We start from the raw sequence: 23,931 nt of genomic DNA on the forward strand, positions 1-23,931 counted from the left end.
GCCCTTCGGAGCGAATATGGCAGCACCAACATCTTTGCGAAACGGACCCTGACGGGCACCCATGGAATGCATCGGGCCTATGGCCAAAATCTGGCCGATGGTGATGCCCCCCCTCAGCGCACCTCGACCAGCGGCACGCCGCGCAAGGCCTCGAGATGTCCCGCGCCGGTCACGAAGGCGGCGATGCGCAGCTGTTCGGCCAGCACCTCGAAATGGGCGACGACGGCCTCGGTGGAGGTGACGGCCGCCTTCAGCGTCGCCGCCGCCTGCCCCACGAGATCGGCGCCGAGGCGGATGGCCTTGGCGGCGTCCACACCGTCGCGGATGCCGCCCGAGGCGATGATCGGCACATCCGGCAGGGCCGCGCGCAGGTCCACCACCGCATCGGCGGTGGGAATGCCCCAATCGGCGAAGGCGGCAGCCAGCGCCTGCGTGCGGCCCGTGCCGCGCGCGCCCTCCACCAGCGCCCAGTTGGTGCCTCCGGCCCCGGCGACATCGAGCGCGGCCACCCCGCACTTCACCAGCCGGCGCGCGACGGGGGCGGAGAGGCCGAAGCCGACCTCCTTCACCACCACCGGCACATGGAGATTGGTGCACAGGCCGGTGATGGCGTGGAGCACGCCGCGCCAGTCGCGGTCGCCGCCTTCCTGAATGGCTTCCTGCAAGGGATTGAGATGGATGACGAGCGCATCCGCGCCGATCATCTCCACCGCGCGGCGGGCGTTGTCGCGGCCATCGGCGGCAAGAAGCTGCGCGGCGCCAAGATTGGCGAGCAGCAGCACATTCGGCGCGCGCCGTCGCAGGTCGCCGCCGAGCCCGCCGGCCGCGCCGGTCTCCACCGCGATGCGCTGGGAGCCGACGCCCAGGGCGATGCCCAGCGCCTGCGCCGCCTCGGCCAGATGCGCATTGATCGCCTCGGAGCGCGCCGGCCCGCCGGTCATGGCGGAGATGAGCAAAGGCGCCTTCAGACGCCGGCCGAGGACGCTGGTGGACAGGTCCACCGCATCAAGGCTCAGCTCCGGCAGGGCGCAATGGACGAAGCGCCAGCGGTCGAACCCCGCATCCACGCGGGAAGCCACGCGATCGCCGGAGAGAACGATGTCGATGTGGTCTTCCTTGCGGCGACCGGCTGCGTTCTCGTCCATGCCTCTCCCGGCGTTCCCTGGGTCCGTGCTTTTGGCGTCGCGCATGCCGCCCCGCGGCGCTGGCGCCACACGCCCGCAAAATGTGCGACGCAGCGGAGCGCACGCACTGGCATCATTGTGTAAGCGGTGATCTAAAGTCATTCAAGGCAACGTATGTGCGTGTTGCAGGGGGATAATCGCCCCGGGCGGCCAAGAGCAGAGTGAGGGGGCGTATGGGGCAGAAGGGCGGACGGGACCGGCGGACCGAAGCTTCGGCGACGGCCCCGCGGGAAGCGCTGTCGGCGTCCGCCGGCGGTGTCGCGCTCGCCGTGGCGGCGCCGGACATCGACCCGACGCCGGCGCTCGATACCGCCTTGCCGGACTTCCCGCCCCGCTCCCGGGACCTCTCCTACCTCCGCGCGGTTGTGGACCGCCGGCTCGGTCTTCTCGTGCCGCCGGCCGCGTCGCATCCGGCCGTGCTGCATGCCGCCATGCGGCACATCCTGCTGGCGCCGGGCAAGCGGCTGCGGCCGCTGCTCGTCATGGCGGCGGCCATGCAGCTCGACGCGTCCGAGCATGCGGTGCTCGATTTCGGCTGCGCGCTGGAGATGATCCACGCCTCGTCCCTCATCATCGACGACCTGCCCTGCATGGACGACGCCATGGTGCGCCGTGCCCAGCCGACCACCCATGTGAAGTTTGGCGAGGACGTCGCCGTTCTGGCTGCGGTGGCCCTGCTGTCGCGGTCCCTCGGCGTCGCCGGCGCGGCGCCGGGCACGAGCGATCATGTGCGGCTCGACGCGGTGTGCATCCTGTCCAAGGCGGTGGGCTCGCTGGGCCTGTGCGGCGGCCAGTATGACGATTTGCGCCCCAGCCCCGGCCGCTCCCTCGCCGCCACCGAGGACGTGAACCGCCGCAAGACCGGCGTGCTGTTCTCCGCCGCGGTGGAAATCGCCGGCCGCGCCGCTGCCGCCGACGAGGCGCAGACTGGCCATTTGCGCGCGCTCGCCGGCCATGTGGGCAGCGCCTACCAGATCCTCGACGACATCCTCGACAACTCGGGCTCGGCCGCGGCGCTGGGCAAGGATGTGGGCAAGGACGCCAACAAGGCGACGGTCATCGCCTCCCTCGGCGCGCCGCGCGCGCGCAAGCTGTTGTCGGAGCACTTGGCGGGGGCGCTCGCAGCCTCTAAAGAACTGGGGCCCAACAAGGAGGGCCAGCAGCCCCTGCGAGACTTCATGACCGCTGCCTTCGGTGAACTGATGGGGCCGCTGGCGCCGTGAGCGCCGCTGCCCACCAATACGACGACCCGATAGACGAAAGCCCGGCACCCCCCCTCGCCATTCTCGGCCTCACCGCAGGCTATGGCGCGCGCACCGTGCTGGCTGGCGTGGACCTTGTGCTGCGCGCAGGAACGGTCACCGCCCTCGTCGGCCCCAACGGCGCCGGCAAGAGCACTTTGGTCCGGGCCATCTGTGGCCGAATCCCCCCGCGCACGGGCGTGATCCGCATCTGCGGCATCCCCGCCGCCGAGAGCGAGGCCCGCGCCCGCATCGGCCTCGCCCCGCAGGACATCGCCCTCTACCGCGCGCTGACCATCGCCGAGAATCTCGCCGTCTTCGCCCGCCTCGCCGGCGTCCGCCGCGCGGACGTCGCCGCCTGCGTCGCGCGGGTGATGGCGCGCACCGGCATCGAAGAGCGCGCCAACGAGCGCATCGATCGGCTCTCCGGCGGCTGGCAGCGCCGCGCCAATGTGGCGGCCGCCCTCGTCGGCAATCCGCGCCTCCTGGTACTCGACGAGCCGACCGTGGGCGTCGACGCCCCGGCCCGCGCCGACCTTGCCGCTCTGGTGCAGCGGCTTGCGGCGGACGGGCTGGGCATTCTTGTCATCACCCACGATTTCGCCTTCGCTGAAGAGGTGGCCGAGCGGGTCGCTATCCTCTCCGAGGGGCGCATCGCGCTGGAGGGGCGGCTCGCCGCCCTCATCGCCGCGCGCTTCCCCAACCAGCGCCGCGCCGCCGTGACCTTCGCCACGCCCCCCTCGGCGAACGGGCGGCAGGTGCTCGCCCTGCGCGGGCTCACCGGGGATGAAGGCGGCACCTCGTTCAGCGGCGTCGTCTCCGATACGCCGGAGGGCGCGGGCGGGCTCATCGCCGCGCTCAAGGTCGCAGGCCTCGTGCCGCGCACCATCGCCTTCGAGGCGGCGGGCCTCGATGCCCTCTATGCCGACGTGACCGGGAGCAACCATCCATGATGATGGGCGCCATCGTCCGGGCCATGGCACTGACGCTGATGCGTGACCGCGGCGCGCTGATGATGACGTTCGTGCTGCCGCCGGTGCTTTTCATTCTGTTCGCGGCGGTGTTCGCCGGCACGGGGGGCGAAACCTCGGCCATCAAGATCGCGGCGGCGCGGACCACCGAGGCGCCATCGGCCACCGCCTTCCTCACCGCGCTCGGCCACGCCAGCGACAACGATCTCGTCCTCGTCACGCCCGAGGAGGTCCGCGCCCGGGTGGCGGACGGGCGCGCCGATGTGGGGCTGGTGGTGCGGGGCGACGTGGCCGCCGCCACCGACAAGCCGCCGCTGCTCGTCATCACCGATCCCGCCCGCAATGTCGCGGCCGCCCTGCTCTCGGCGCGCATCCAAAGGGTGTTCACCGACGACCTCCCCGGCCTCGCCATCCGCCGCGTGGCGGCGCAGATCCAGGTGCTGGTGGGCGCCTTCTCCCCGGAACAGACCTCGCGGCTGGAGCAGTCCATCGCCCGCGCGCCGGAACTGGTGGCGGGGGGCGGCGCCGAGCTGATGGAGCGCCAGCCGCTCACCCGCCGCCGCTCCGAGCCGGGCGTGAGCTATTATGCCGGGGCCATCGCCATGCTGTTCCTGCTGTTCTCGGCGGTGCAGGGCGCGGGCAGCCTGGTGGATGAACGCCGCTCCGGCGTGTTCGACCGCATCGTCATGAGCCGCGGCGGCGTGCTGGCGCTGGTGGGCGGCAAGCTCGCCTTCCTGATTCTCCAGGGCCTCGCGCTCTCGGCGGTGCTCTTTGCCGTGGCGCAGATCGTCTATGGCGTGAACGTGCTGCCGAATTTCTGGACCTTCGCCGCCGTCGCGGTCGCCGCCTCGGCCGCCGCAGCGGGCATCGCTTTGCCGCTCGCGGCGGTCTCGCGCACGCGGCAGCAGGCGCAGACGCTCTCCACCTTCGCGGTTCTGCTGCTCTCCGCCGTGGGCGGCAGCATGGTGCCGCGCTTCCTTATGCCCGAATGGCTCCAGCAGGCGGGCGTACTGACCCCGACCGCCTGGGGCATCGAGGCCTTCCAGGGCGCGCTGTGGCGCGGCGAGGGCATGGCGACGCTCGCCCCCTCCCTGCTGATCCTGCTCGGCTGGGCCGCCGCAGGCGCCGCCGTGACGCTCTGGTTCATCCGGCGACAGGTGCGATTGGCCTGAAAGCTCCGGCTGGGCTGAAAGGTGCGGCTGGCCGGACCGTACCGCCCCGGCCGACCCTGCGACACGAAATCCTGAACGCCCTCGGCGCTTCCATCCGGCGCGCGCGCACACTAGAACGCCTTCATGGCGATCCTTGACCTTGCCAATCCGGTCCGCTTCCTCAGCCTGTCCGCGCGCATCCTGCCCTGGATCGCCGCCGCGGCGGTGGTGACGCTCGCAATCGGCTTCTACCTCGCATTCCAGGCGCCGCCCGACTACCAGCAGGGCGAGACGGTGCGGATCATGTACATCCACGTGCCGTTCGCCTGGCTCGGGATGTTCGGCTATTCCATGATGGCCGCCTCCTCCATCGGCATCCTCGTGTGGCGGCACCCTCTGGCCGACGTGGCGCACAAGGCCGCCGCGCCGGTGGGCGCGACCTTCACCGCTCTGTGCCTCATCACCGGCGCGCTCTGGGGCCGGCCCATGTGGGGCACATACTGGGTGTGGGATGCGCGGCTCACCTCCATGCTGGTGCTGCTGCTGCTCTATCTCGGCCTCATGGCGCTGCGCGCGGCCATCGACGATCCCAACCGGGCCGGCCGCGCCGCCGCCGTGCTCACGCTGGTGGGCTTCATCAACGTGCCCATCGTGAAATTCTCCGTGGACTGGTGGAACACCCTCCACCAGCCGGCCTCGGTGTTCCGCATGGGCGGCTCAACCATCGACTCCAGCCTGCTCTGGCCGCTGCTCATCTGCGCCGTTGGCTTCACGCTGGTGTTCATCGCTCTGCACATGCTCGGCATGCGCACGGAAATCCTCCGCCGCCGCGTGCAGGCGCTGGAGGCCCGCGCCGCCGCGGAAGCTTTGGCCTGAGCCGGCGCGCATGACCCATTTCGTCTTCATCGCCGCGTCCTACGGCGTCTCGCTCCTCGCCCTCGGGCTTCTGGCCCTCTGGCTGGTGCTCGATTATCGCAGCCAGCGCCGCACCCTCTCGGAGCTGGAGGCGCGGGGCGTCGGCCGCCGCAGGGCCAATCGCACGGGAGAGTCGGAATGAGCGATCCCGTCGTTACCCCCGCCCGTCCGCGTCGCCGTCTCTGGCTGGTGGCACTGCCGCTGGTGGTGTTCCTTGCCCTGGCCGCCTTGTTCTTCTCACGGCTGGAGACCGGCGGCGATCCCTCGCGCATTCCCTCCGCGCTGGTGGGCAAGAAGGCGCCGGTCGTCACCCTGCCGCCGCTCCCGGGGCTGAAGGGGGCGGATGGCCAAGCCCTGCCCGGCATCGATCTCGCCGCCCTCGGCGGCAAGCCGGCGCTGGTGAACGTGTGGGCGTCCTGGTGCGGACCGTGCCGCGACGAGCATCCCATCCTGATGCAGCTCGGCAAGGACCCCCGCTTCAGCCTCGTGGGCATCAATTACAAGGACGCGCCGGACAATGCCCGCCGCTTCCTCGGCCAGTTCGGCCTGCCCTACAAGGCGGTGGGGGTCGACCCCAACGGGCGCGCGGCCATAGAATGGGGCGTATACGGTGTGCCCGAAACCTTCGTGGTCTCGAAGGATGGCACCATCGTCCACAAGTTCGTGGGGCCCCTGACACCCGAGGTGGTGACGGGCACGCTCCTGCCGCTGATGGCGCGTCTTTCCGGCGGCTGAGGCCCAGCCCCGAGCCGTCGCCCCGAGGAAATCCCGATGGCCTTCTCCCCCGAAGAGATCGAGCGCTACGCCCGCCACATCGTGCTGCACGACGTGGGCGGGCCGGGCCAGCAGAGACTGAAGGCGGCGACCGTGCTGGTGATCGGCGCGGGCGGCCTCGGCGCGCCGGTGCTGCTTTATCTTGCGGCGGCCGGGGTGGGGCGGCTGATCCTGGTGGAGGACGATGTCGTCTCCCTCTCCAACCTGCAGAGGCAGGTGATTCACCGCACGCAGGACATCGACCGGCTGAAGACCGACAGCGCCCGCGACGCGGTGGCCGCCCTCAATCCCCATGTGGAGCTGATCACCCACGCGGTGCGGATCGATGCCGGCAACGCGCTGGAGCTGATTTCTGAGGCCGATCTGGTGGTGGACGGGTCGGACAATTTCTCCACCCGCTACCTTGTCTCGGATGCCTGCGTGTTGGCGAAGAAGCCGCTGGTGACGGCGGCTTTGGGTGCCTTCGACGCCACCATCACCACCATCCGCGCCCACGAGACCGGGCCGGATGGAACCCCCAACCCCACCTATCGCTGCCTTTTCCCCGAGCCGCCCCCGGCCGGCACCGTGCCTGCCTGCGCCGAGGCCGGCGTGCTGGGGGCGCTGGCCGGGGTGGCCGGATCGCTCGCGGCCCTGGAGGCCATTCGCGCGATCGTCGGCTTCGGTGATCCGCTGGTGGGACGCCTCTTGATGATCGACGCCCGCTCCATGCGCTTCGAGACTCTGAGCTATGGCTGGGACCCGGAGAACCCTCTGACCGGCGAAGGCCTGCGCATCACCGACCTGTCGGCTCACAAGCGCAGCGCGGCGGCGTGAGGCATGACGGGACCGCGTGCGTGCGTCTATACCTGCCTGATCGGGGGCTATGAGGCGCTGAACGAGCAGCCTATGGCCGCCGCCTCCGGCCTCGACTTCCTCTGCTTCACCGATGACCCGACGCTCACCAGCGCCTCATGGAAGCTGGTGCCCTATCCGCCGGCCTTCGCCCTCGACCCGGTGCGCAGCCAGCGTATCGTCAAGCTTTCGCCGCACGATGTTCTGCCGGGCTACGATGTCTCCCTCTACATCGACAACAGCGTCATCCTGACGGCGCCGCCGGAAGAGGTGATCGCGCGCTATATGCCCGAAGGCCAAGTGGCGGCGATGCCGGGGCACAGCTTCCGGGCCAGCGTGCGCGATGAATTCATGGAAGTTCTGCGCATGGGCCTCGACGATGGCGGCCGGGTGCTGGAACAGCTCAACCATTACATGCTGAGCGACCCCGCTGCGCTGGATGCGGTGCCCTTCTGGTCCGCCATCATCCTGCGCCGCCACCACGACCCTGAGGTCGTCGCCGCCATGCGTCTCTGGCTGGCGCAGGTGCTGCGCTACTCCCGCCGGGACCAGCTCTCGGGCACCCATGCCTTGGGCCGGGCCGGATTGAAGGTGGCGCGGTTCGAGGTGGACAATCTGGGATCGTGGTTCCACCGCTGGCCGGTGACCCACGCGCGCGACAGGGACGCCTTCCCCTTCTCGCCCACCCATAGTCAGATACCAGCTAGCCTGCTGGCGGATGACTGGCGGCGGGAGCGCGCGGCGCTGGAAGCGCGGATTACGGCGCTGGAGCAGGCGCACGCCGAGGCGGTGGCTGAGGTCGGGACTGAATGCGCGCCGAACACGCCTGAACCGGTGCCGAACGGCCCCCGAACGGCACCGGCATCGGGGCTTTTCCAACGGCTCACACGCCTCGCGAGCCGTCTTTCCGGCCGCAGCCGGAGCTGAGGCGTTTCCGCCTCAGAGCATCGCCGGCAGCACGCGATCCGGCGGACGGTGGCCGTCCATGAAGGTCTTGATGTTGACGATGACCTTCTCGCCCATGTCCACGCGGCCTTCCAGCGTCGCGGAGCCAAGGTGCGGCAGCAGAACGACTTTTCCCTGCTTGGCGAGACGCACAAGCTTCGGGTTCACCGCCGGCTCGTGCTCGAACACGTCGAGACCGGCACCGGCGATCTCGCCGGCTTCCAGCAGGCGGGTCAAGGCGTTCTCGTCGATCACCTCGCCGCGCGCCGTGTTCACCACATAAGCATCTGGTTTCAAGAGCTTAAGGCGGCGGGCCGAGAGCAGATGATAGGTCGCGGGGGTGTGCGGGCAGTTCACGGACACGATGTCCATGCGCGCCAGCATCTGGTCCAGGCTGTCCCAATAGGTGGCGTCGAGCATTTCCTCGATGCCGGAATTGAGGCGGCGACGGTTATGGTAATGAATCTGCAGGCCAAATGCCTTGGCGCGCCGCGCCACCGCCTGGCCGATGCGGCCCATGCCGATGATGCCGAGGCGCTTGCCCCAGATCCGTCGGCCGAGCATCCAGGTGGGCGACCAGCCGGCCCATTCTTCCTTGTCGGCGATCATCACCTGCGCGCCCTCGGCGAGGCGCCGGGGCACGGAGAGGATCAGCGCCATGGTCATGTCCGCCGTGTCCTCGGTGAGGACGCCGGGGGTATTGGTGACCGTGATGCCCCGGTTCAGCGCACTGGCGACGTCGATATGGTCGACGCCGTTGGAGAAGGAGGCGATCAGCCGCAGGTTTTCCCCAGCCTGTGAGAGCACCGCCGTATCGATGCGGTCGGTCACGGTCGGCACGAGAACGTCCGCTGTCTTCACGGCCTCGACCAGCGCGGCCTGATCCATGGGCACGTCGTCGATGTTGAGTTTGGCATCGAACAGCTCACGCATCCGCGTCTCGACCGAGTCGGGCAGCTTGCGCGTGACAACGACGAGGGGCTTGCGACGCACCATCGTTACTCCCCATTCCCCATTTCTTAACGGTTCTGGTCCCGTCTATCAGACAGCCGGGGAAACACAAGGCGCGCCGGGACGCAGGGCCTTGACGTGCCCGCCACGTCGGCGCACCCCTCCCGTCTGTTAGGTGCGATGCGAAAGGACGATCCCATCATGCCCGCAAAGCGAACTCATCTGAAGCGAAGCCTCGACAGCCGGTCGGTGAAAGCCCTGGCCCTTGCGGCGGCGATGATGGTGGGAACGGCTGCGGGTGCAGTCGCCGCCGAGCCCGGCACGTCCGGCCTGCCGGTTCCCCGCTTCGTCTCGCTCAAGGCCGACAAGGTGAACGTCCGCAACGGGCCGAACCGCGACCAGGACGTGGCGTGGGTGTTCAACCGCGCGGGCCTGCCGGTGGAGGTGACCGCCGAATATGAGACGTGGCGCCGCATCCGCGATGCCGACGGCGCGGAGGGATGGGTGTACCACTCCATGCTGTCGCTGCGGCGGACCGCCCTCGTCGCCCCTTGGCTGAAGGGTGAGACGGTGCCCCTGCGCGGCTCGGCCGACGCCGATGCCAAGGTCGTGGCGAAGCTCGAGCCGAGCGTGCTCGGCGTGGTCAAGGCCTGCGATGGCAAGTTCTGCCGCATCACCGGCGACGGCTTCGACGGCTATGTGCAGCAGAACCAGCTGTTCGGCGTCTATCCCGGCGAGAAGGTAGACTGAAGGGGAGCGCCGCTCCCCTCGCCTCCCGGATTTCAGCCCTGCGTCTCGGGCGTGTGCAGCACCAGCCCGTCCAGCGCTGCGGTCAGCTTGATCTGGCAGGAGAGGCGGGAAGTGGGACGAAGGTCGGTCGCGAAATCGAGCATCCCCTCCTCCATTTCCGAGGGCTGGCCGACCTTTTCCATCCAGGCTTCGTCCACATAGACGTGGCAGGTCGCGCAGGCGCAGGCGCCGCCACACTCCGCAACGATACCCGGAACACCATTGCGCACCGCCGTTTCCATGGCGGTAGCACCCTCCGGCCCGTCGACCTTGTGGACGGCGCCGGTATGTTCGATAAAGGTAATGGCAACCATAGATTGTCGCTTCCCGGCTTCCGCCGCACGCGCGGCGGTGGCTTGATCGGACGGCTCGCGAGCGTCCGCCGGATGGCGTCGGCCGGGCCGCTTTCCGGTCACTGGCTATAGCGGCTTGCCTCGCGCCGCACCAGCGTGGGCGCCGATTGTCGCGGGTCCCGCCCGCCCGGGTCGAATGGCCAAGCTCAAGCCAAGTGGCTCGATATTAACGATATCTTCATTAATGCGGCAGGGGCGGTTCAAACGGAGCCGCGGCCTGTCTAGGATAAGAAACGGTAAACCATCTTCGTCCGGCGTGGCCGGATGATGGGGGCGTGTACGGGTATCGGAGCCAAGGCGGCATCACGCGCCGGCACCGAAAGCGGGCAGAGGCGACAGCGAGATGAAGAACCCGAAGAAGATCCAGGACCCGACCGAGGCGGCTCTGTCGGCCATCCAGGAGGCTCTGACGCTCGAGCTCGACAATGCCGAGGCCAATGCGGCTGCGGCCAAGGGGGGCGAGGCGCCCCTGCCTCCCGATCGTGGAACCCCGCTGGATCGACCGCCCGCACCCGAGCGTGTTCTCTCCGGTCCCGGACCGCAGCGTGAAGGCCGTCCCATCAATCGCCGGCCGCGTCCGCCCGAGGGCGGCGAGGTTCGCGTGGACGGCGGCCGCCGCGAGGGCGCGCCCCGCCCGCCGCGCAGCGACGCCGAGCGCCGCGCCGCCAACGACGACCGTCAGCCCATCGGCCAGCTCCTCGGCCAGTTGCAGAAGAAGCCGCCGGTCACGCCCTTCTACTGGGCGACGGGCGTCTCGCTCGCGTGGATCGTCATCGGCATCATCTTCGCTTACACCGTCCATCACGGCCTGATGGCCAGCTCCAACGGGCTCCAGTCGCTGGGCGACTCCCCGGCCCTGCTCGGCATCTTCGCCGGCATCCTCATTCCCCCGCTCGCCTTCTTCGGCATGGCCAGCATCGTGCGCCGGTCAATGGAATTGCAGGGCATCGCCCGCTCCATGACCGAGGTCGCCCTGCGCCTCGCCCAGCCGGAATCCATCGCCACCGAAAGCGTGGTCACCGTCGGCCAGGCGGTGCGCCGCGAGGTCGCCGCCATGGGCGACGGCATGGACCGCGCCGTCGCCCGTGCCGGGGAGCTGGAATCCATGGTGCGCGCCGAGGTCGCCACCCTGGAGCGCGCCTATGAGGAGAACGAGACGCGCATCCGCACGCTGATCGACGACCTGCAGGCCGAGCGCCACAACATCCAGATCGAGACCGAGCGCCTGCGCGAGGGCATCATCGCCGCCGAGACGGTGCTCTCCAGCGAGGTGAAGGACGTCGCCTCGCGCATCCACACCACCATGATGGAAGCGAGCGAGCAGGTCACCGAGATCCTTGGCCAGAAGGGCGAGCACATCACCGCCGCCCTCGCCCGCGTCGGCGACAGCATGATCGACAGCCTCACCGCCAAGGGCGGCGAGCTGATCGACCGCCTCCAGCTCACCGGCTCCGACATCCGGCAGGATCTCTCCGAATCCGGCGACCTGCTGGTGGAGACCCTGCGTTCGCGCACCGACGACCTCGCCTCCAACCTGCTCGCCACCACCACCGACGTGTCTCAACTGGTCGAGCGCTGGGGCGACGAGGTGAACAGCAACATCGACCGCCTCAAGCAGGGCATCGCCGACACGCTTGCCGAAAACGTGGGCCGCTTCGCCGACGACATCGACGTGCGCGTGGCCGAGGTGAACTCCGCCTTCCGGGCCACCAGCGAGAGCGCGGTGGTCGAGTTCTCCACCCGCGGCGGCGAGTTGGTCCGGAAACTGGAAGAAACCGGCGAGCGTGTCGCCGAGACCTTGGCCGTGCGCGGCACCGACCTCGCCGACCGCATCGAGGCCACCGGCAACCGCATCTACGAGGCCGTCGCCGTGCGCGGCGAGGATCTGCAGCAGCGCCTGTCCGAGACCGGTGATCGCATCACCTCCTCGCTCGACCGCTCCAGCAACCAGGTCGTCACGGCGCTCGTGGACAAGAGCCACGAGGTCGCCGCCTCCCTCAATGGCGCCGGCGAGGACATGACCGAGCGCCTGTCGCGCGTCGCCACCGAGGTCACGCAGGCCATCGGCGCCCGCGGCTCCAAGGTCACGGAAGCCTTCCGCGAGACCGCCGACATCCTGGTCGCCACAATCGGAACCAAGAGCGACGCCATCAAGGAGATGCTCACCGCCCGCCTCAAGGCGATGGAGGAGACCATCACCGTGCGCGGCGCCGAGCTGGCCGACCGCATGCAGCATGATGCGGCCCACCTCGCCCGCGCCATGCAGGACGGCGTGAAGAACTTCGACACCACGGTGAAGGTGCACGCCCCTGAACTGGTGGACCAGATCACCCACCGGGTGGCGCTTGTGAACGAGAACCTGCGTCTCGCCACCTCCACGCTGGACGAGCGCCTCTCCGCCACCACCGACACGGTGGCGACCATCATGGATCAGCGCTTCTCGCGCATCGAGCAGACGCTGGACCAGCGCGCCCAGAGCCTCACAGAGACGCTGGCAACCCGCACCGTCAACTTCGCCCGCACCATCGCCGAGGGCACGAAGAACGCCACCGAGTCCCTCGACAAGTCGGTGGAGACGCTGGAGAACTTCTTCGCCACGCGCTCCAAGGCGCTGGGCGAGGTGCTGACGGACCGTGCCGACGCGGTGAACCGCAACATCGGCGTCCGGGCGCAGGAGATCGCCTCCGTGCTCGACGGTCGCGTCCACCGCATCGAGGAACTGGTGCTTGGCCGCCTCGACGGCGTCGCCACCTCGCTGGAAGTGCGCGGCACCGCGATCGCCGATGCCTTGGTCGGCCGCATCGAGACCGTCTCCGGCGCCCTGCGCGCCGAGGCGAGCGAGGTTGAGCGTTCGCTCACCACGCTGTCGGGCAATGTCAGCCGCACCCTCACCGAGCATTCGGAGAAGGTGGCCGACAATCTCGGCACCCGCCTCAACGAGATCGCCCATCTCATCGACGACAAGAACGGCACCTTCCTCTCCGCGCTGGAGCGCACCAGCCAGCGCGCGGTCACGGAGATCACCGCGACCAACACCGCGCTGCGCACCGACGTGGGCGTCATCATCGAGCGTCTCGACGACGCCAATGCCACCTTCCAGGGTGCGCTCACCCAGGCGGTGTCGAACCTCGATGCCTTCGCCGGCACCTTCGCCCGCCAGGTGGAGAGCTTCGGTGGCGCCGTCTCCGGCATCACCCTCAGCGCCGACGCCACGGCCGAGCGTTTCCAGTCGCAGATCGGCTCGCTCAAGGAAGTCTCCGCCACTGCGCTGGCGCAGATGTCCTCCCTGTCCGAGCGGCTCGACCAGAACCGCCGGCTCATGGACGAGGCGGCCCAGACGCTCGCCTCGACCCACGACCAGGTGGACAGCACGCTGGCCTCGCGCCGCGAAGCCATGGAGCAGCTCGCCCGCTCCCTCGCCCAGCGCGTCGGAGACGTGGAGAGCCGCCTCGTTGCCTTCCACACCATGCTTGACGAGACCTACGAGGCCTCGCAGCAGCGCGCCGTCGAGATCGCCGGCGTCATCGCGTCGGCCACGTCCGGGTCCACCGAAGCCGTGGCGCAGCAGCTTGCGCTGGTGCGCACTGCGGCCGACGCCGAGCGCGAACGCTCCGCGGCGGCCCTGCGGGAGACCTACGAGGTGGCCCTTGCCGACGTGCACACGCTCTTCGGCGAGACGGGCAACCGCTTCACCGCCGTCGCCACCGATCTCAAGCGCGTGGCCGAGGATGTCCAGCAGGCCATCACCCTCGCCCGCGAGGAGATGAAGCGCGGCATTCTCGAGCTGCCCGCCGAGACCGAGGCGAGCGCCGCCACCATGCGCCGCGCGGTGGCCGAGCAGATCAAGGCCCTCGCCGAGCTCAACGAGATCGTCGCCCGGCAGGGTCAGGCCCTCGATGTGGTGGAGGCTTCCGCCCGTGCCGCGCAGCAGGAGACCACCCGCGCCGCCCGCGAGGCGTCGCGGGAGACCACCGCCCTGCGCAGCCGTCCCGAGCGCGAGCCCCGCGCCGAGAGCCCCCGTGCGGAACTCCAGCGCTCCGAGCCGACCCGTGCCGAAGCAAGCCGCCAGGACCTGACCCGCAGCGAGACCGGCCGTTCCGAGCCGGCCCGCACCGAAGGCGCGAGCCTGCTCCAAGCTGAGCTGCGCCGCGCCCCGGCCAACCGCCGCGCCGAGCCGGCCGAGCGTCCCGCCTCGCGGCCGGCCGCCCGCGCCGAGAGCAACGGCGAGGAACGCGACAGCTGGCTGACTGAGCTTCTCGCCCGCGCCTCCGGCGATCTGGACGAGGACGCGCCGCGCTCCACCCGCGCGGCGGCCCCTGCCCCCGCCGCGGCTCCGGAGAGCCTCGACGATCTGTCCACCGACATCGCCCGCATGGTGGACCATCAGGCGGCGGTGGAGATGTGGGATCGCCACAACAACGGCGAGAGCCACGTGTTCTCCCGCCGGCTCTACACCATGCAGGGCCAGCAGACCTTCGACGCCCTGAAGCGCCGCTACCGCGCCGACGCCGGCTTCCGCGAGACCGTGGATCGCTACGTCGCCGAATTCGAGCGGCTCATCGATCAGGTTTCGGGTGATGACCGCGGCAGCACGCTGGCGCGCACCTACCTGACCTCGGACACGGGCAAGGTCTACACCATGCTCGCCCACGCTTCCGGCCGCCTCGACTGAGGCAGGACGGGACCGGTCTCGCCGACAAGGCGGACGCAAACGAAGACCGCGCCGGGCTCGAGACGCCTGGCGCGGTTTTTCCATTTCCGGGGTGGTTTGCAGCGGCCGGAGGCAAGCCGGCAAGGGAAGGGCGAGATGCGCAATCTCATCACCGACGTCCCCGGCCTGCTGGTCGGCAACGCCACCGAGCCGCACATCGGCACGGGCGCCACCGTCATCCTCGCGGAAGAGCCGGCGGTGGCCGCCGTCGATGTGCGCGGCGGAGGGCCGGGCACGCGGGAGACCGACCTGCTCGACCCGGCGGCAACGGTGGAGCGCGTCGATGCCATCACCCTCTCCGGCGGCTCGGCATTCGGCCTCGATGCGGCGTCCGGCGTCATGGCGGGACTTGCCGCGCGCGGGCGGGGCTTTGCCGTGGGCACCGCGCGCGTGCCCATCGTGCCCGGCGCCATCCTGTTCGACCTGCTCAATGGTGGCGACAAGGGCTGGGAGGGCCATCCGCCCTACCTGCAGCTCGGCCGCGATGCCCTGGACGCCGCAGACGTGGACTTCCACCTCGGCTCGGTGGGCGCCGGCACGGGCTGCACGACGGCGACCGTGAAGGGCGGGCTCGGTTCGGCCTCGGCCATGACGGCGACCGGCCACATGGTCGGCGCCATCGTCGCGGTCAACGCTGCCGGAAGTCCCCTATTCGGGGACGGCCCGCATTTCCGCGCCGGCCACTATGAGCGGGGCGGCGAGTTCGGCGGGCTCGGTGTGCCGTCGCACGTTCCGGATGAGGCCAGCGATCCCCGGCTCAAGGGCGGCGTCTCGCGCTTCGCCACCACCATCGCCGTCGTTGCGACGGATGCGATCTTGACCACGGTGCAGGCGCGCCGGCTCGCCATCATGGCGCAGAACGGGCTCGCGCTCTCGCTGTTTCCCGTCCACACGCCGCTCGATGGCGACGTGGTATTTGCCATGTCCACCGGCCGCAGGGCGCTGGAGGCGCCGCTGCCGGACCTCGCGCGGCTCGGCGCCCTCGCCTCCATTGTACTGGCGCGCGCGGTTGCACGCGGTGTGTACGAAGCCCGGCGCCTGCCCTTCCCGGACTGCCAGAAGAGCTGGCACGACCATTTCGGGCGCTGACGGTCGCGTAACGTCAGGGCGGCGTTAGCGGATGCATGGCGTGCGGGATCGGCTATAAGCCCGGTGATCCGAGGATCTCCATGACCGCTCCGTCCACACCCCAAGTCCCACCCCGCTCGCCCTCGCATGTCCCCGGCAGGCCCGAAGGCCCCGTGCGCCTCGGCGGGGCTCTGGCCTTCCTGTTCTGGTGCGCCTGCGGCATCGCCGCCCTGCCTCTTGCCGGGCTGTTCACGCTGATCTCGGCGCTGGGCGTCACCGGCGCGCGCTCGGCCTTGTTCGACTCCTTCGCGGGCGCCGGCGTGCCGCAGCAAGTTCTGCGGCTGGGGCTGATGCCGCAGGTGGTGTTGTTCGGCTGGGCGGTGACCATGGTGGTGCTCACCGTGGCGCGCGCGCGCATCGCGCTGCTCGTGCTGCCCTGGCTGCTGGTGCTCTGGCTGGCCACCACCGGCTACAGCCAGTTCGCCATCCGCGATGCCATCGCGCCCGACGGCGCCGATCTCGGGGCGTTCGCGGCGCTCATGCCTGGTCTTCTCGCGCAGGCGGCGGGTGTCGCCGCCTTCTTCGGCTATTTCCGGGAAGGCGTACGACCGCAGAGCTTCTACCGCCGCTGAGGCGGCGCCTCGTCTTCCAGCTCGCCGTGCGGCTCGACCGGCGGCCGCCTGCGCCGACGACCACCTTCGGATGCGGCGCGCGTGGCAAGGCCCGACGCCCAGCCCGATGCGGCATGGAGCGCGGCCCGTGCCGCGTGGCGGGAGGCCGACGCCGCTGAGGCGACGCTCCGCCGTGCCAGGGCGCTGGCCGTCGCCGGTGCCGGAAGGGGCGCGGGAACGTCCGGCTCCTGCGCCGGCGCGAGGGCTGGTGTGCCTTTCTCCATATGCAGGCGCGCGGCGAGGCGCACGTGCCAGAAGGCGGCAAAGCGCGCCACCCGTCCGGTCCATCCCGATAGGCCAGCCGTGGCGAAGGGCTGAAGCAGGGCGATCCTATCGTCCCGCTCGGCGATCGCGCCCACGATCATGCGGGCCGCGAGGAAATCGAGCCCCAGCGATCCGGCCCCGGGCGCCAGCGCGTACCAGACGCCGCGCTCGCCCTCATACAGCATCGGCATGCCGCCGGGATCCGGCAGGCTCCGAGCCCGCGCGCCTTCCACCAGCCCGCCACCGACGGGATAGACCTCGGCCGCGTGTCGGCGCAGCACGCGCGCCGCGCCGACGCGCGTCATCACCGGCAGGGCCGACTGGGCGGCAACCGCCAGCCGGTCGCCGTCGAAATGATATGCGAGGCCGGTGAGGCCGAACTCCTCGACGAGGCCGGCATACGGCGCGTTGCTGCCCGGCAGCCGGAAGCCACCCGAAACCCACGGCGCCCGTGGCAACCGGGCGACGCCCGAGCCGAGACGGGCAAACGCCGCCGGTCCGCACACCGCGACCTGAAAGGCGCGCACCCGCTGGTTCGCCATATCGAGATACTTGCGGACGCCCTTTAGATCGACCGAGAGCGCGCTCTCCACATTCACGAAACGCACCCCGGCCGCCCGGGCCGCATCTTCCAAGGCCGCGATGAGGGAGGCCGTGCGCACGCGTTCGGCCGGCACGACTCCGAGGCCGGCGGCAAACGTCTGGGTGCCAAGGAGGGCCGCCAGATCCTCCGCGCCGACAAAGACGGTGGTGTCCGGCGCGAGTTCCTGGCGCAGCTCATGCTCGCGATAGAGGTCTTCGGCCGCATGGGCGCGCGCCACGGTGAGCCGCCCGCGCGGGCCGATCTCGATGCCCAAGCGCTCTATGAGGCCCAGCCCCGCCTCCGCGGCCTGGGCGGACAGGATGAGCAGCTCCTGCGCATCGTCGCGGCCGACCCGGCTGGAGAGTTCAAGGGTCGAGAGCGGGAAGCCGGGGGCGATGACGCTGTCGAGCGGCCAGGAGGGGACCGCGACCGAAGGGCCGGCCATGGCCAGCAGCACCACGTCGCGGCCCCGCCGGGCAAGATCGCCCGCCAGAACGAGGCCGGCGACATCGCCACCGACCACGCAGACGTCGCAGTCGATGATCCGCTTGGGGCCCGCGGCGGAGCGCTCGGGCACCATCGCATCGTGCGCGGGGGGCCGGGGCGCAGACGTCTGGCTCATGAATTGGTCCAATAAGAGATGGGCAATGCTGACGCCGCCAGCTTGAGAAAGCGTTTATTTGCGGCGCTCTAATGGCGTTTGGCCGGCGAATGCGCCGGGGGGCGTGACGCTGCGGCGCGGCAGCGGACATTGCGCTGCACAGGCCGCGTGCGTCATAAGGAGCCGCATTTCGTTGATCGGTTAGTAACCATGCGCCGTCTCATACTGCTGCGCCATGCGAAGTCGGACTGGCCGAACGGCATCGCCGATCCGGAACGGCCCCTTGCAGCCCGTGGCCGCAACGCGGCGCCCCGCATCGGTGCCTATATCGCGCAGGAACACCTGCTGGCCGATCGCATCCTGGTGTCGCCCGCCCGTCGAACGCGCGAGACATGGGATCTCGTGGCGGCCCGCCTGCCGCCGCCGAAAGTGGTGGCGAGCGAGCCCCGCGTCTATGACGCATCCGCTGCCCGCCTCATGACCGTGCTGCGGGAACAGCCCAAGGACGCCCACAGCGTGATGCTGGTGGGCCACAATCCCGGCCTCGAAGACCTCGCCGAGCTGCTTGTGGCTTCGGGTCCGGCGCCCCATCTTGCCAGCATGGCAGAGAAATTCCCGACCGGCGGCCTCGCCGTCATCGATCTTCCCGTGGACGAGTGGAGCGCCACCGCGCCCGGCATCGGCCGCCTCGACCGTTTCGTCACCCCGCGCGACCTTGGCGGAAACGACTGACGATGGCGTTCTTCACGGACGCCGTGGACGATGCGCGCATCGCGCTTCAGGCCCTGGCGGATCGGGTGGAGGGCATCGCCCATCCCACCCTGCGGCTCGGCGTGACCGGCCTTTCGCGGGCCGGAAAGACCATCTTCACCACGGCCCTCATCCACGCCCTCACCAAGGGCGCGCGGATGCCCGTCTTCGAGCCCTACCAGTCGGGCCGCATCGCCCGTGCGGAGCTTCAGCCGCAGCCGGACGATGCCGTGCCGCGCTTCGCCTATGAGGGCCATCTGGAGATGCTGGGGGCGGAGCGGCGTTGGCCGTCCTCCACCACCCGGGTCAGCGAGCTGCGCCTCGCCATCCGCTACGCCACCCGGCGCGGCAGCCTGAAGACGCTGACCCTCGACATCGTGGACTATCCCGGCGAGTGGCTGCTGGACCTGCCGCTGCTGAACATGTCCTACGCCGACTTCGCCCGGCAGAGCCTCGCCCTTGCGCGCGCGCAGGCGCGGGCCGAGGTGGCGGCGCCCTTCCTCGCGGCGGTGGCCGACGCCCCCGCAAGCGGGCCGGCCGACGAGGCGCGGGCGCGGGAGGTGGCGGCGCGGTTCACCTCATATCTCTCCGCCTGTCGCAGCGAGCGGCTCGCCATGAGCCTGTTGCCGCCCGGCCGCTTCCTTATGCCCGGCGACCTCGAAGGATCACCTGCCCTCACCTTCGCCCCGCTGGACGTGGAGGACACGCCCTCTCGCGCCGACACGCTGGGCGGGATGATGGAGCGGCGTTTCGAGGCCTACAAGCACGCCGTGGTGCGGCCGTTCTTCCGCAACCACTTCGCCCGGCTCGACCGGCAGATCGTGCTGGTGGACACGCTCTCGGCGCTGAATGCCGGGCCTGCCGCCCTCGCCGACCTGGAGCGGGCGCTGGACGGCATCCTCGCCGCCTTCCGCACCGGGCGGAACAGTCTGGTGAGCACCCTCTTCCGCCCCCGCATCGAGAAAGTGCTGTTCGCCGCCACCAAGGCTGACCATCTGCATCGGGCCAGCCATGACCGGCTGGAAGCGGTGCTGGGGCGTCTCGTGGAGCGTGCGCGCGAGCGGGCACAGGACCGTGGCGCGACCCTCGACGTGGTGGCGCTCGCCGCCATCCGCGCCACCCGCGAGGCCCGCGTGCGGCGGGGTGGTCACGAGCTGGATGCCATTGTCGGCACGCCCGAGGCCGGACAGGAGGCGGGTGGCCACGTCTTCGACGGCGAGGAGGAGGTGGCGGTGTTTCCGGGCGAGTTGCCGGCCGACCCGGATGCCCTGTTCGATCCGTCCGGCGCGGGCTTCCGGGGTCTCGCCTCATCCATGGCGGGCAACGGGCAGGACGACGTGGATTTCCGCTTCCTGCGCTTCCGTCCCCCTGCGGACATCGGCGATGGCCCGATCCCGCATATTCGGCTGGATCGGGCGCTTCAGTTCCTGTTGGCGGACCGGCTCACCTGAACCGACTGGCGGTTCAGGTGCTGAAAGTCAGACGCTTTGGTTCAGAACTTGGTCGAAGCCCAGCGCACCATCTGCACCAGCACCTGATCCTGCGCCTGATCAAGGGCGACGGTAGCGGCGGGACCGGCGGATGAAGCGGCCGGCACGGCGGCGCGGAACACCTGCGCGGCCAGGATCCTACCACTCTGGGCACCGATGAGCTTGGCGGAAATCTCCACCACGGCCACGGGGCCCTGATCGGTAATGCGCAGCGCGAAGGTGCGGATGTCCGTCACCAGCGTGTAGTCCGCATTTACGCCGTCTCCGGGACGGGCGACGCGGCGCAGCTTGCTGGCATTCTCGAACGCCTGGATGGTGCGGGCGTGTAGCAGCGCCGGGAGATTGTCGCTCCACTGGGCATCGGCCAGATAGGCCACCTGCCCCGCGCCGGGCTCCACCATGATCTTGTCGGTATTGAGCACGGCAAGCGCCGTCGGCGCCACCACCACCAGCTGCCCGTTGCCGCTGCCGCCGGCCGTGAAGCCGCCGGGTGCGGTGAGATTGTAGGTGGGCGTCGGGGTCGAGCCACAGGCGGCGAGGGAGAGCGCGGCACCAATGAACAGGGACGCGGCCAGCAGTCGGCGCGCCAGAGAAGCGGCTCGGGTCAGCACATCGCTACGGGAGACGGGAACGTCGCTCATGATCGGCTCATCGCCCGTATTTCGGAATGGAGTTGCCGCCGCCCAGAATGAATTGCTGGGGGTTGCGCTCGATGCCGCGCAGCACGCGGTCGATCTCGCCGAGGGTGCGGCGTCCGTCGGTGGCCAGCGCCTCGAACTGCTTGAGGCCGGGCCCGGTGAAGCGGCTGATCTCGTTGGTGAGAAGCGCGGTGCGCTGGTCGAGATTGTCGGCCAGCTTGCGCACGGAGGCCGCTGCCTCGGTGGCCTGGTTGAGCAGGCCGTTCTTGTCCTCGGTCGCGGTCTTGAGGTTCACCACCACCTCGTCGACCCGCTGCGCCACACCGTTGAGCTGCTTCACGAGCGCATTTGCCTGCTCGATCACGCTCGCCACGTCGTCGGACTTGGACGCGACGGCCTGGGAGAAGGTGTCGATGTTGCGGATGATGTTCTTGATCTCTTCCGGGTTGATGGCGTCCAGCACCACCTCGATCTTCTTGGCGACGCCCTGCGCCGTGTTGATGAGGCCGGACATGCCCGCCCCGCCATCGGAAGCGATACGGGGAATGCCATTGGGGCCGGGCTGCAGCGCCGGCGCGTCCGGCTTACCACCACGGATGGACACGGCGATTATGCCGGTCAGGCCCTGCGATTCCAGGCCCGCGCGGGCGTCGGAGAGAACCGGAACCTTGTTGTCGATGCCGATTTGGACGAGAACCTGCCCCGGCTGGCCCGGCACAAGGCCGAGGCTCGTCACCTGTCCCACCGGGATGCCGTTGAACAGCACCGAGTTGCCCTGGCGCAGGCCAGCCACCGAGCCGTCAAAGACGATCTCATAGACCTTGCGGGCCGTGGAATCGTGCGGTCCGGCGAACCAGTACACGAAGCCGAACGCCGCCGCGATGACGGCGAGCGTGAAGGCTCCGATGATGGTGTAGTTGGCCCGTGTTTCCATGCCTCATCCCGGTTCCGTTGCAGCCTGCCCCGCTTTACCGGCCTGCTCCTTGTCCTGGCGCACCGCCACAGGCGGCGCGCATGTATCAACGCTCGCGGCGCGCGTTTTGCACCGCCCTTGCCCGCGTGCCGTGAAAATAGGCCCGCAGCCAAGGGTGCTGTTGCGCCATCATGTCCTCGATCGTCCCCGCCGCGATCACCTTGCCGTCGGCGAGTGCCGCGATGCGGTCGCACACGGTGTGAAGGCTGTCGAGATCGTGGGTTACCATGAAAACCGTAAGCCCCAAAGTCTGTTGCAGCGTCCGGATCAGCTCGTCGAAGTCGCCCGCGCCGATCGGATCAAGGCCCGAAGTGGGTTCGTCGAGAAAGAGAATTTCAGGATCGAGCGCCAGCGAGCGGGCAAGCGCGGCGCGTTTTATCATGCCGCCGGAAAGCTCGGAGGGTAACTTTTCGGCCACATCGCATTTCAGGCCGACCATCTCGATCTTGGTATAGGCGATCTCGTCCAGAAGCCGCTGGGACAGCTTGAGATTTTCCCGCAGCGGGAACTGGATGTTCTGCTTCACCGTGAGCGAGGAGAACAGCGCACCCTGCTGGAACAGCACGCCCCAGCGCCGCTCCAGCGCCGAGCGCTCGCGCTCGGAGAGGTCGTCGAGGTTCTGCCCGAACACCTCGACCGTGCCCGACGTCTTGTGCACCAGCCCGAGGATCGTGCGCGTCAGCACCGACTTGCCCCCGCCCGACGTGCCGACGAAGCCCAGGATCTCGCCGCGATAGACGTCGAGATCGAGGTGGTTGAGCACCACGCGGTCGCCGAACCCCACGACGATGTCGTGGACCCGGATGATGGCTTCCCGGCCGCTGGTCTGAAGTGTGGAGGAGGAGGTCTGTGCGTCCATGGCCGCTCACATGTCGATCGCGGCGAAGAACATGGCGAACACACCGTCCATGACGATCACGAGGAAGATGGCCTTCACCACCGAGGCGGTGGTGTGCTCGCCCAAGGATTCGGCGCTGCCGCCCACCCTCAGGCCTTCCATGCAGGCGACGAGGCCGATGGTCGCCGCCATGAAGGGCGCCTTGTACATGCCGACCTTGAACTGATCGAGGTCGATGGCGAGCTTCAGCCGGTCGAGGAACACGTCGGGTGTGATGCCGCCATAGCCCCAGGACACCAGCCCCGCGCCGAAGATGGCGGACATGGAGCCGATGAAGGTGAGCAGCGGCAGGGCGATGATGAGCGCGAGGATGCGCGGCACCACCAGCACCTCGATGGGATCGAAGCCCATCACGCGCAGCGCATCGATCTCCTCGCGCATGCGCATGGAGCCGAGTTCGGCCGTATAGGCGCTGCCCGAGCGGCCGGCGATCATGATGGAGACGATGAGCACGCCGAGTTCGCGCAGCACCAGGACGCCCACCATGTCCACGACATAGATGTCGGCGCCGAAGCGACGAAAATTGAAGATGCCCTGCTGGGCCAGGATGCAGCCGATGAGGAAGGTGATCAGCAGGATGATGGGCACGGCGCGGAAGCCGACCCGGTCGACCTGGTTCACCATGGAGGTGAAGCGGAAGCTGCGCGGGCGGGCCAACACCCGCAGCATGGCGGCCACCGTGGCGCCGATGAAGTTCAGCAGCGACAGCGCATCCTTGGCGGCATTGACGACCTCGTGGCCGAACCGCTCCAGAATGCCTTCGTGCCGGCGCTTAGGGGGCGGCGGCTCGTGCCCCATGCGGGAGAGCTCTTCCAGCAGCACCTTATAGCGCGGCGCCAGCCCGACCAAAGTCGGTTCGACCCCGGTGCCCGCCCAAGCACGTCGCAGCCGCTCCAGCAGCAAGGCGCCGAAGGTATCCATGCGCTCTACGGAGGCGAGGTCGATCTCGACGCCCTTGGGCTTGGCATAGGAATGGACGGTATCGTTGACCGCCATCTCCAGTTCGTCGGCATATTCGGACGTCCACGCACCGCGCCCGGCCACGGTCAGGCGGTCGTCCTGGCTGTGCACGGAAATCAACGAAGCATGCGGCAACGCGGCGTCTCCAACGGCGACCGGCGCGACACGCCGGATGGTCTCAACCCCAGAACAGACTTCGGACCTTACCGTCCGTAG

Annotated in this window: 22 protein-coding genes; 14 read left to right on the forward strand and 8 right to left on the reverse strand. The window is 69.5% G+C overall.

The window, feature by feature from the left end; translation table 11 throughout:
• Positions 1 to 113: 113 nt before the first annotated feature.
• Entirely contained in the window at positions 114 to 1,145 is a 1,032-nt protein-coding gene (gene fni / locus D7006_RS12680; protein WP_169120155.1) for a type 2 isopentenyl-diphosphate Delta-isomerase, read from the reverse strand.
• Positions 1,146 to 1,357: 212 nt separating this feature from the next.
• Here fni and D7006_RS12685 point away from each other — a divergent pair, with 212 nt between their 5' ends.
• The 8 genes from D7006_RS12685 to D7006_RS12720 all read left to right on the forward strand — a co-directional run bounded on the left by D7006_RS12685 (position 1,358) and on the right by D7006_RS12720 (position 7,997).
• Positions 1,358 to 2,407 carry a polyprenyl synthetase family protein gene (locus D7006_RS12685; protein ID WP_237353235.1) on the forward strand — a complete coding sequence of 350 codons (1,050 nt, stop codon included), beginning with the start codon at positions 1,358 to 1,360 and terminating at the stop codon, positions 2,405 to 2,407.
• Positions 2,404 to 3,378, forward strand: a complete 975-nt coding sequence (locus D7006_RS12690; protein WP_229644380.1) for an ABC transporter ATP-binding protein — start codon at positions 2,404 to 2,406, stop codon at positions 3,376 to 3,378. Before D7006_RS12685 ends, D7006_RS12690 begins: the two co-directional genes overlap by 4 nt.
• Positions 3,375 to 4,568, forward strand: coding sequence for an ABC transporter permease (locus D7006_RS12695; RefSeq protein WP_229644379.1), 1,194 nt, complete (start codon positions 3,375 to 3,377; stop codon positions 4,566 to 4,568). The genes D7006_RS12690 and D7006_RS12695 overlap by 4 nt, the downstream gene beginning before the upstream one ends.
• Positions 4,569 to 4,691: 123 nt before the next feature.
• Positions 4,692 to 5,423: a heme ABC transporter permease gene (locus D7006_RS12700; protein WP_237353236.1), complete on the forward strand. Its 732-nt coding sequence runs from the start codon at positions 4,692 to 4,694 to the stop codon at positions 5,421 to 5,423.
• A gap of 10 nt (positions 5,424 to 5,433) precedes the next feature.
• Positions 5,434 to 5,604, forward strand: a complete 171-nt coding sequence (gene ccmD, locus D7006_RS12705) for a heme exporter protein CcmD (protein WP_237353238.1) — start codon at positions 5,434 to 5,436, stop codon at positions 5,602 to 5,604.
• Positions 5,601 to 6,197 (forward strand): DsbE family thiol:disulfide interchange protein, encoded by a 597-nt coding sequence (locus D7006_RS12710; protein WP_237353240.1) that lies wholly within the window; start codon positions 5,601 to 5,603, stop codon positions 6,195 to 6,197. The genes ccmD and D7006_RS12710 overlap by 4 nt, the downstream gene beginning before the upstream one ends.
• A gap of 36 nt (positions 6,198 to 6,233) precedes the next feature.
• Positions 6,234 to 7,052: a molybdopterin-synthase adenylyltransferase MoeB gene (locus tag D7006_RS12715; RefSeq protein WP_237353241.1), complete on the forward strand. Its 819-nt coding sequence runs from the start codon at positions 6,234 to 6,236 to the stop codon at positions 7,050 to 7,052.
• A 3-nt stretch (positions 7,053 to 7,055) separates the two neighbouring features.
• Entirely contained in the window at positions 7,056 to 7,997 is a 942-nt protein-coding gene (locus tag D7006_RS12720) for a glycosyltransferase domain-containing protein (protein ID WP_237353242.1), read from the forward strand.
• A gap of 12 nt (positions 7,998 to 8,009) precedes the next feature.
• Here D7006_RS12720 and D7006_RS12725 read toward each other — a convergent pair whose 3' ends face one another.
• Positions 8,010 to 9,011, reverse strand: coding sequence for a D-glycerate dehydrogenase (locus tag D7006_RS12725; protein WP_168457944.1), 1,002 nt, complete (start codon positions 9,009 to 9,011; stop codon positions 8,010 to 8,012).
• 156 nt (positions 9,012 to 9,167) lie between these two features.
• Between D7006_RS12725 and D7006_RS12730 the strand changes: the two genes are divergently transcribed.
• A complete protein-coding gene (locus tag D7006_RS12730; protein ID WP_210257521.1) occupies positions 9,168 to 9,716 on the forward strand; it encodes an SH3 domain-containing protein in 549 nt (182 codons plus the stop codon).
• Between the two features lie 32 nt (positions 9,717 to 9,748).
• Here the strand turns inward: D7006_RS12730 and D7006_RS12735 are convergent, their stop codons facing one another.
• Positions 9,749 to 10,069: a 2Fe-2S iron-sulfur cluster-binding protein gene (locus tag D7006_RS12735; protein ID WP_168457945.1), complete on the reverse strand. Its 321-nt coding sequence runs from the start codon at positions 10,067 to 10,069 to the stop codon at positions 9,749 to 9,751.
• A 382-nt stretch (positions 10,070 to 10,451) separates the two neighbouring features.
• Between D7006_RS12735 and D7006_RS12740 the strand changes: the two genes are divergently transcribed.
• The 3 genes from D7006_RS12740 (at position 10,452) to D7006_RS12750 (ending at position 16,519) form a co-directional block, all read left to right on the forward strand.
• Positions 10,452 to 14,780, forward strand: a complete 4,329-nt coding sequence (locus D7006_RS12740) for a hypothetical protein (protein WP_237353243.1) — start codon at positions 10,452 to 10,454, stop codon at positions 14,778 to 14,780.
• A gap of 135 nt (positions 14,781 to 14,915) precedes the next feature.
• The gene (locus tag D7006_RS12745) at positions 14,916 to 15,908 is read left to right on the forward strand and encodes a P1 family peptidase (RefSeq protein ID WP_237353244.1); all 993 of its coding nucleotides are present in this window, start codon (positions 14,916 to 14,918) and stop codon (positions 15,906 to 15,908) included.
• 80 nt (positions 15,909 to 15,988) lie between these two features.
• Positions 15,989 to 16,519, forward strand: coding sequence for a hypothetical protein (locus D7006_RS12750; RefSeq protein ID WP_237353245.1), 531 nt, complete (start codon positions 15,989 to 15,991; stop codon positions 16,517 to 16,519).
• On the opposite strand, the gene D7006_RS12755 is transcribed toward D7006_RS12750, so the two are convergent.
• A complete protein-coding gene (locus D7006_RS12755) occupies positions 16,507 to 18,027 on the reverse strand; it encodes an FAD-dependent oxidoreductase (RefSeq protein WP_237353246.1) in 1,521 nt (506 codons plus the stop codon). The two genes, D7006_RS12750 and D7006_RS12755, sit on opposite strands and share 13 nt — an antisense overlap.
• A gap of 189 nt (positions 18,028 to 18,216) precedes the next feature.
• On the opposite strand from D7006_RS12755, the gene D7006_RS12760 reads away from it, so the two are divergent.
• Entirely contained in the window at positions 18,217 to 18,738 is a 522-nt protein-coding gene (locus D7006_RS12760; protein ID WP_229644369.1) for a histidine phosphatase family protein, read from the forward strand.
• Positions 18,739 to 18,740: 2 nt separating this feature from the next.
• Positions 18,741 to 20,207: a YcjX family protein gene (locus D7006_RS12765; protein ID WP_237353247.1), complete on the forward strand. Its 1,467-nt coding sequence runs from the start codon at positions 18,741 to 18,743 to the stop codon at positions 20,205 to 20,207.
• A 41-nt stretch (positions 20,208 to 20,248) separates the two neighbouring features.
• Here the strand turns inward: D7006_RS12765 and D7006_RS12770 are convergent, their stop codons facing one another.
• The 4 genes from D7006_RS12770 to D7006_RS12785 form a co-directional block, all read right to left on the reverse strand.
• On the reverse strand, positions 20,249 to 20,887 hold the full coding sequence (locus D7006_RS12770; protein WP_237353248.1) for an ABC-type transport auxiliary lipoprotein family protein: 639 nt from the start codon (positions 20,885 to 20,887) through the stop codon (positions 20,249 to 20,251).
• A gap of 7 nt (positions 20,888 to 20,894) precedes the next feature.
• Positions 20,895 to 21,818, reverse strand: a complete 924-nt coding sequence (locus D7006_RS12775) for an MlaD family protein (RefSeq protein WP_169120121.1) — start codon at positions 21,816 to 21,818, stop codon at positions 20,895 to 20,897.
• Positions 21,819 to 21,903: 85 nt separating this feature from the next.
• Positions 21,904 to 22,716: an ABC transporter ATP-binding protein gene (locus D7006_RS12780; protein ID WP_229644365.1), complete on the reverse strand. Its 813-nt coding sequence runs from the start codon at positions 22,714 to 22,716 to the stop codon at positions 21,904 to 21,906.
• 6 nt (positions 22,717 to 22,722) lie between these two features.
• Positions 22,723 to 23,850, reverse strand: coding sequence for an MlaE family lipid ABC transporter permease subunit (locus D7006_RS12785; protein WP_371744943.1), 1,128 nt, complete (start codon positions 23,848 to 23,850; stop codon positions 22,723 to 22,725).
• Positions 23,851 to 23,931: the final 81 nt, after the last annotated feature.

This window comes from Xanthobacter sp. YC-JY1 (genome assembly GCF_021730305.1).
Lineage (GTDB): Bacteria > Pseudomonadota > Alphaproteobacteria > Rhizobiales > Xanthobacteraceae > Xanthobacter > Xanthobacter flavus.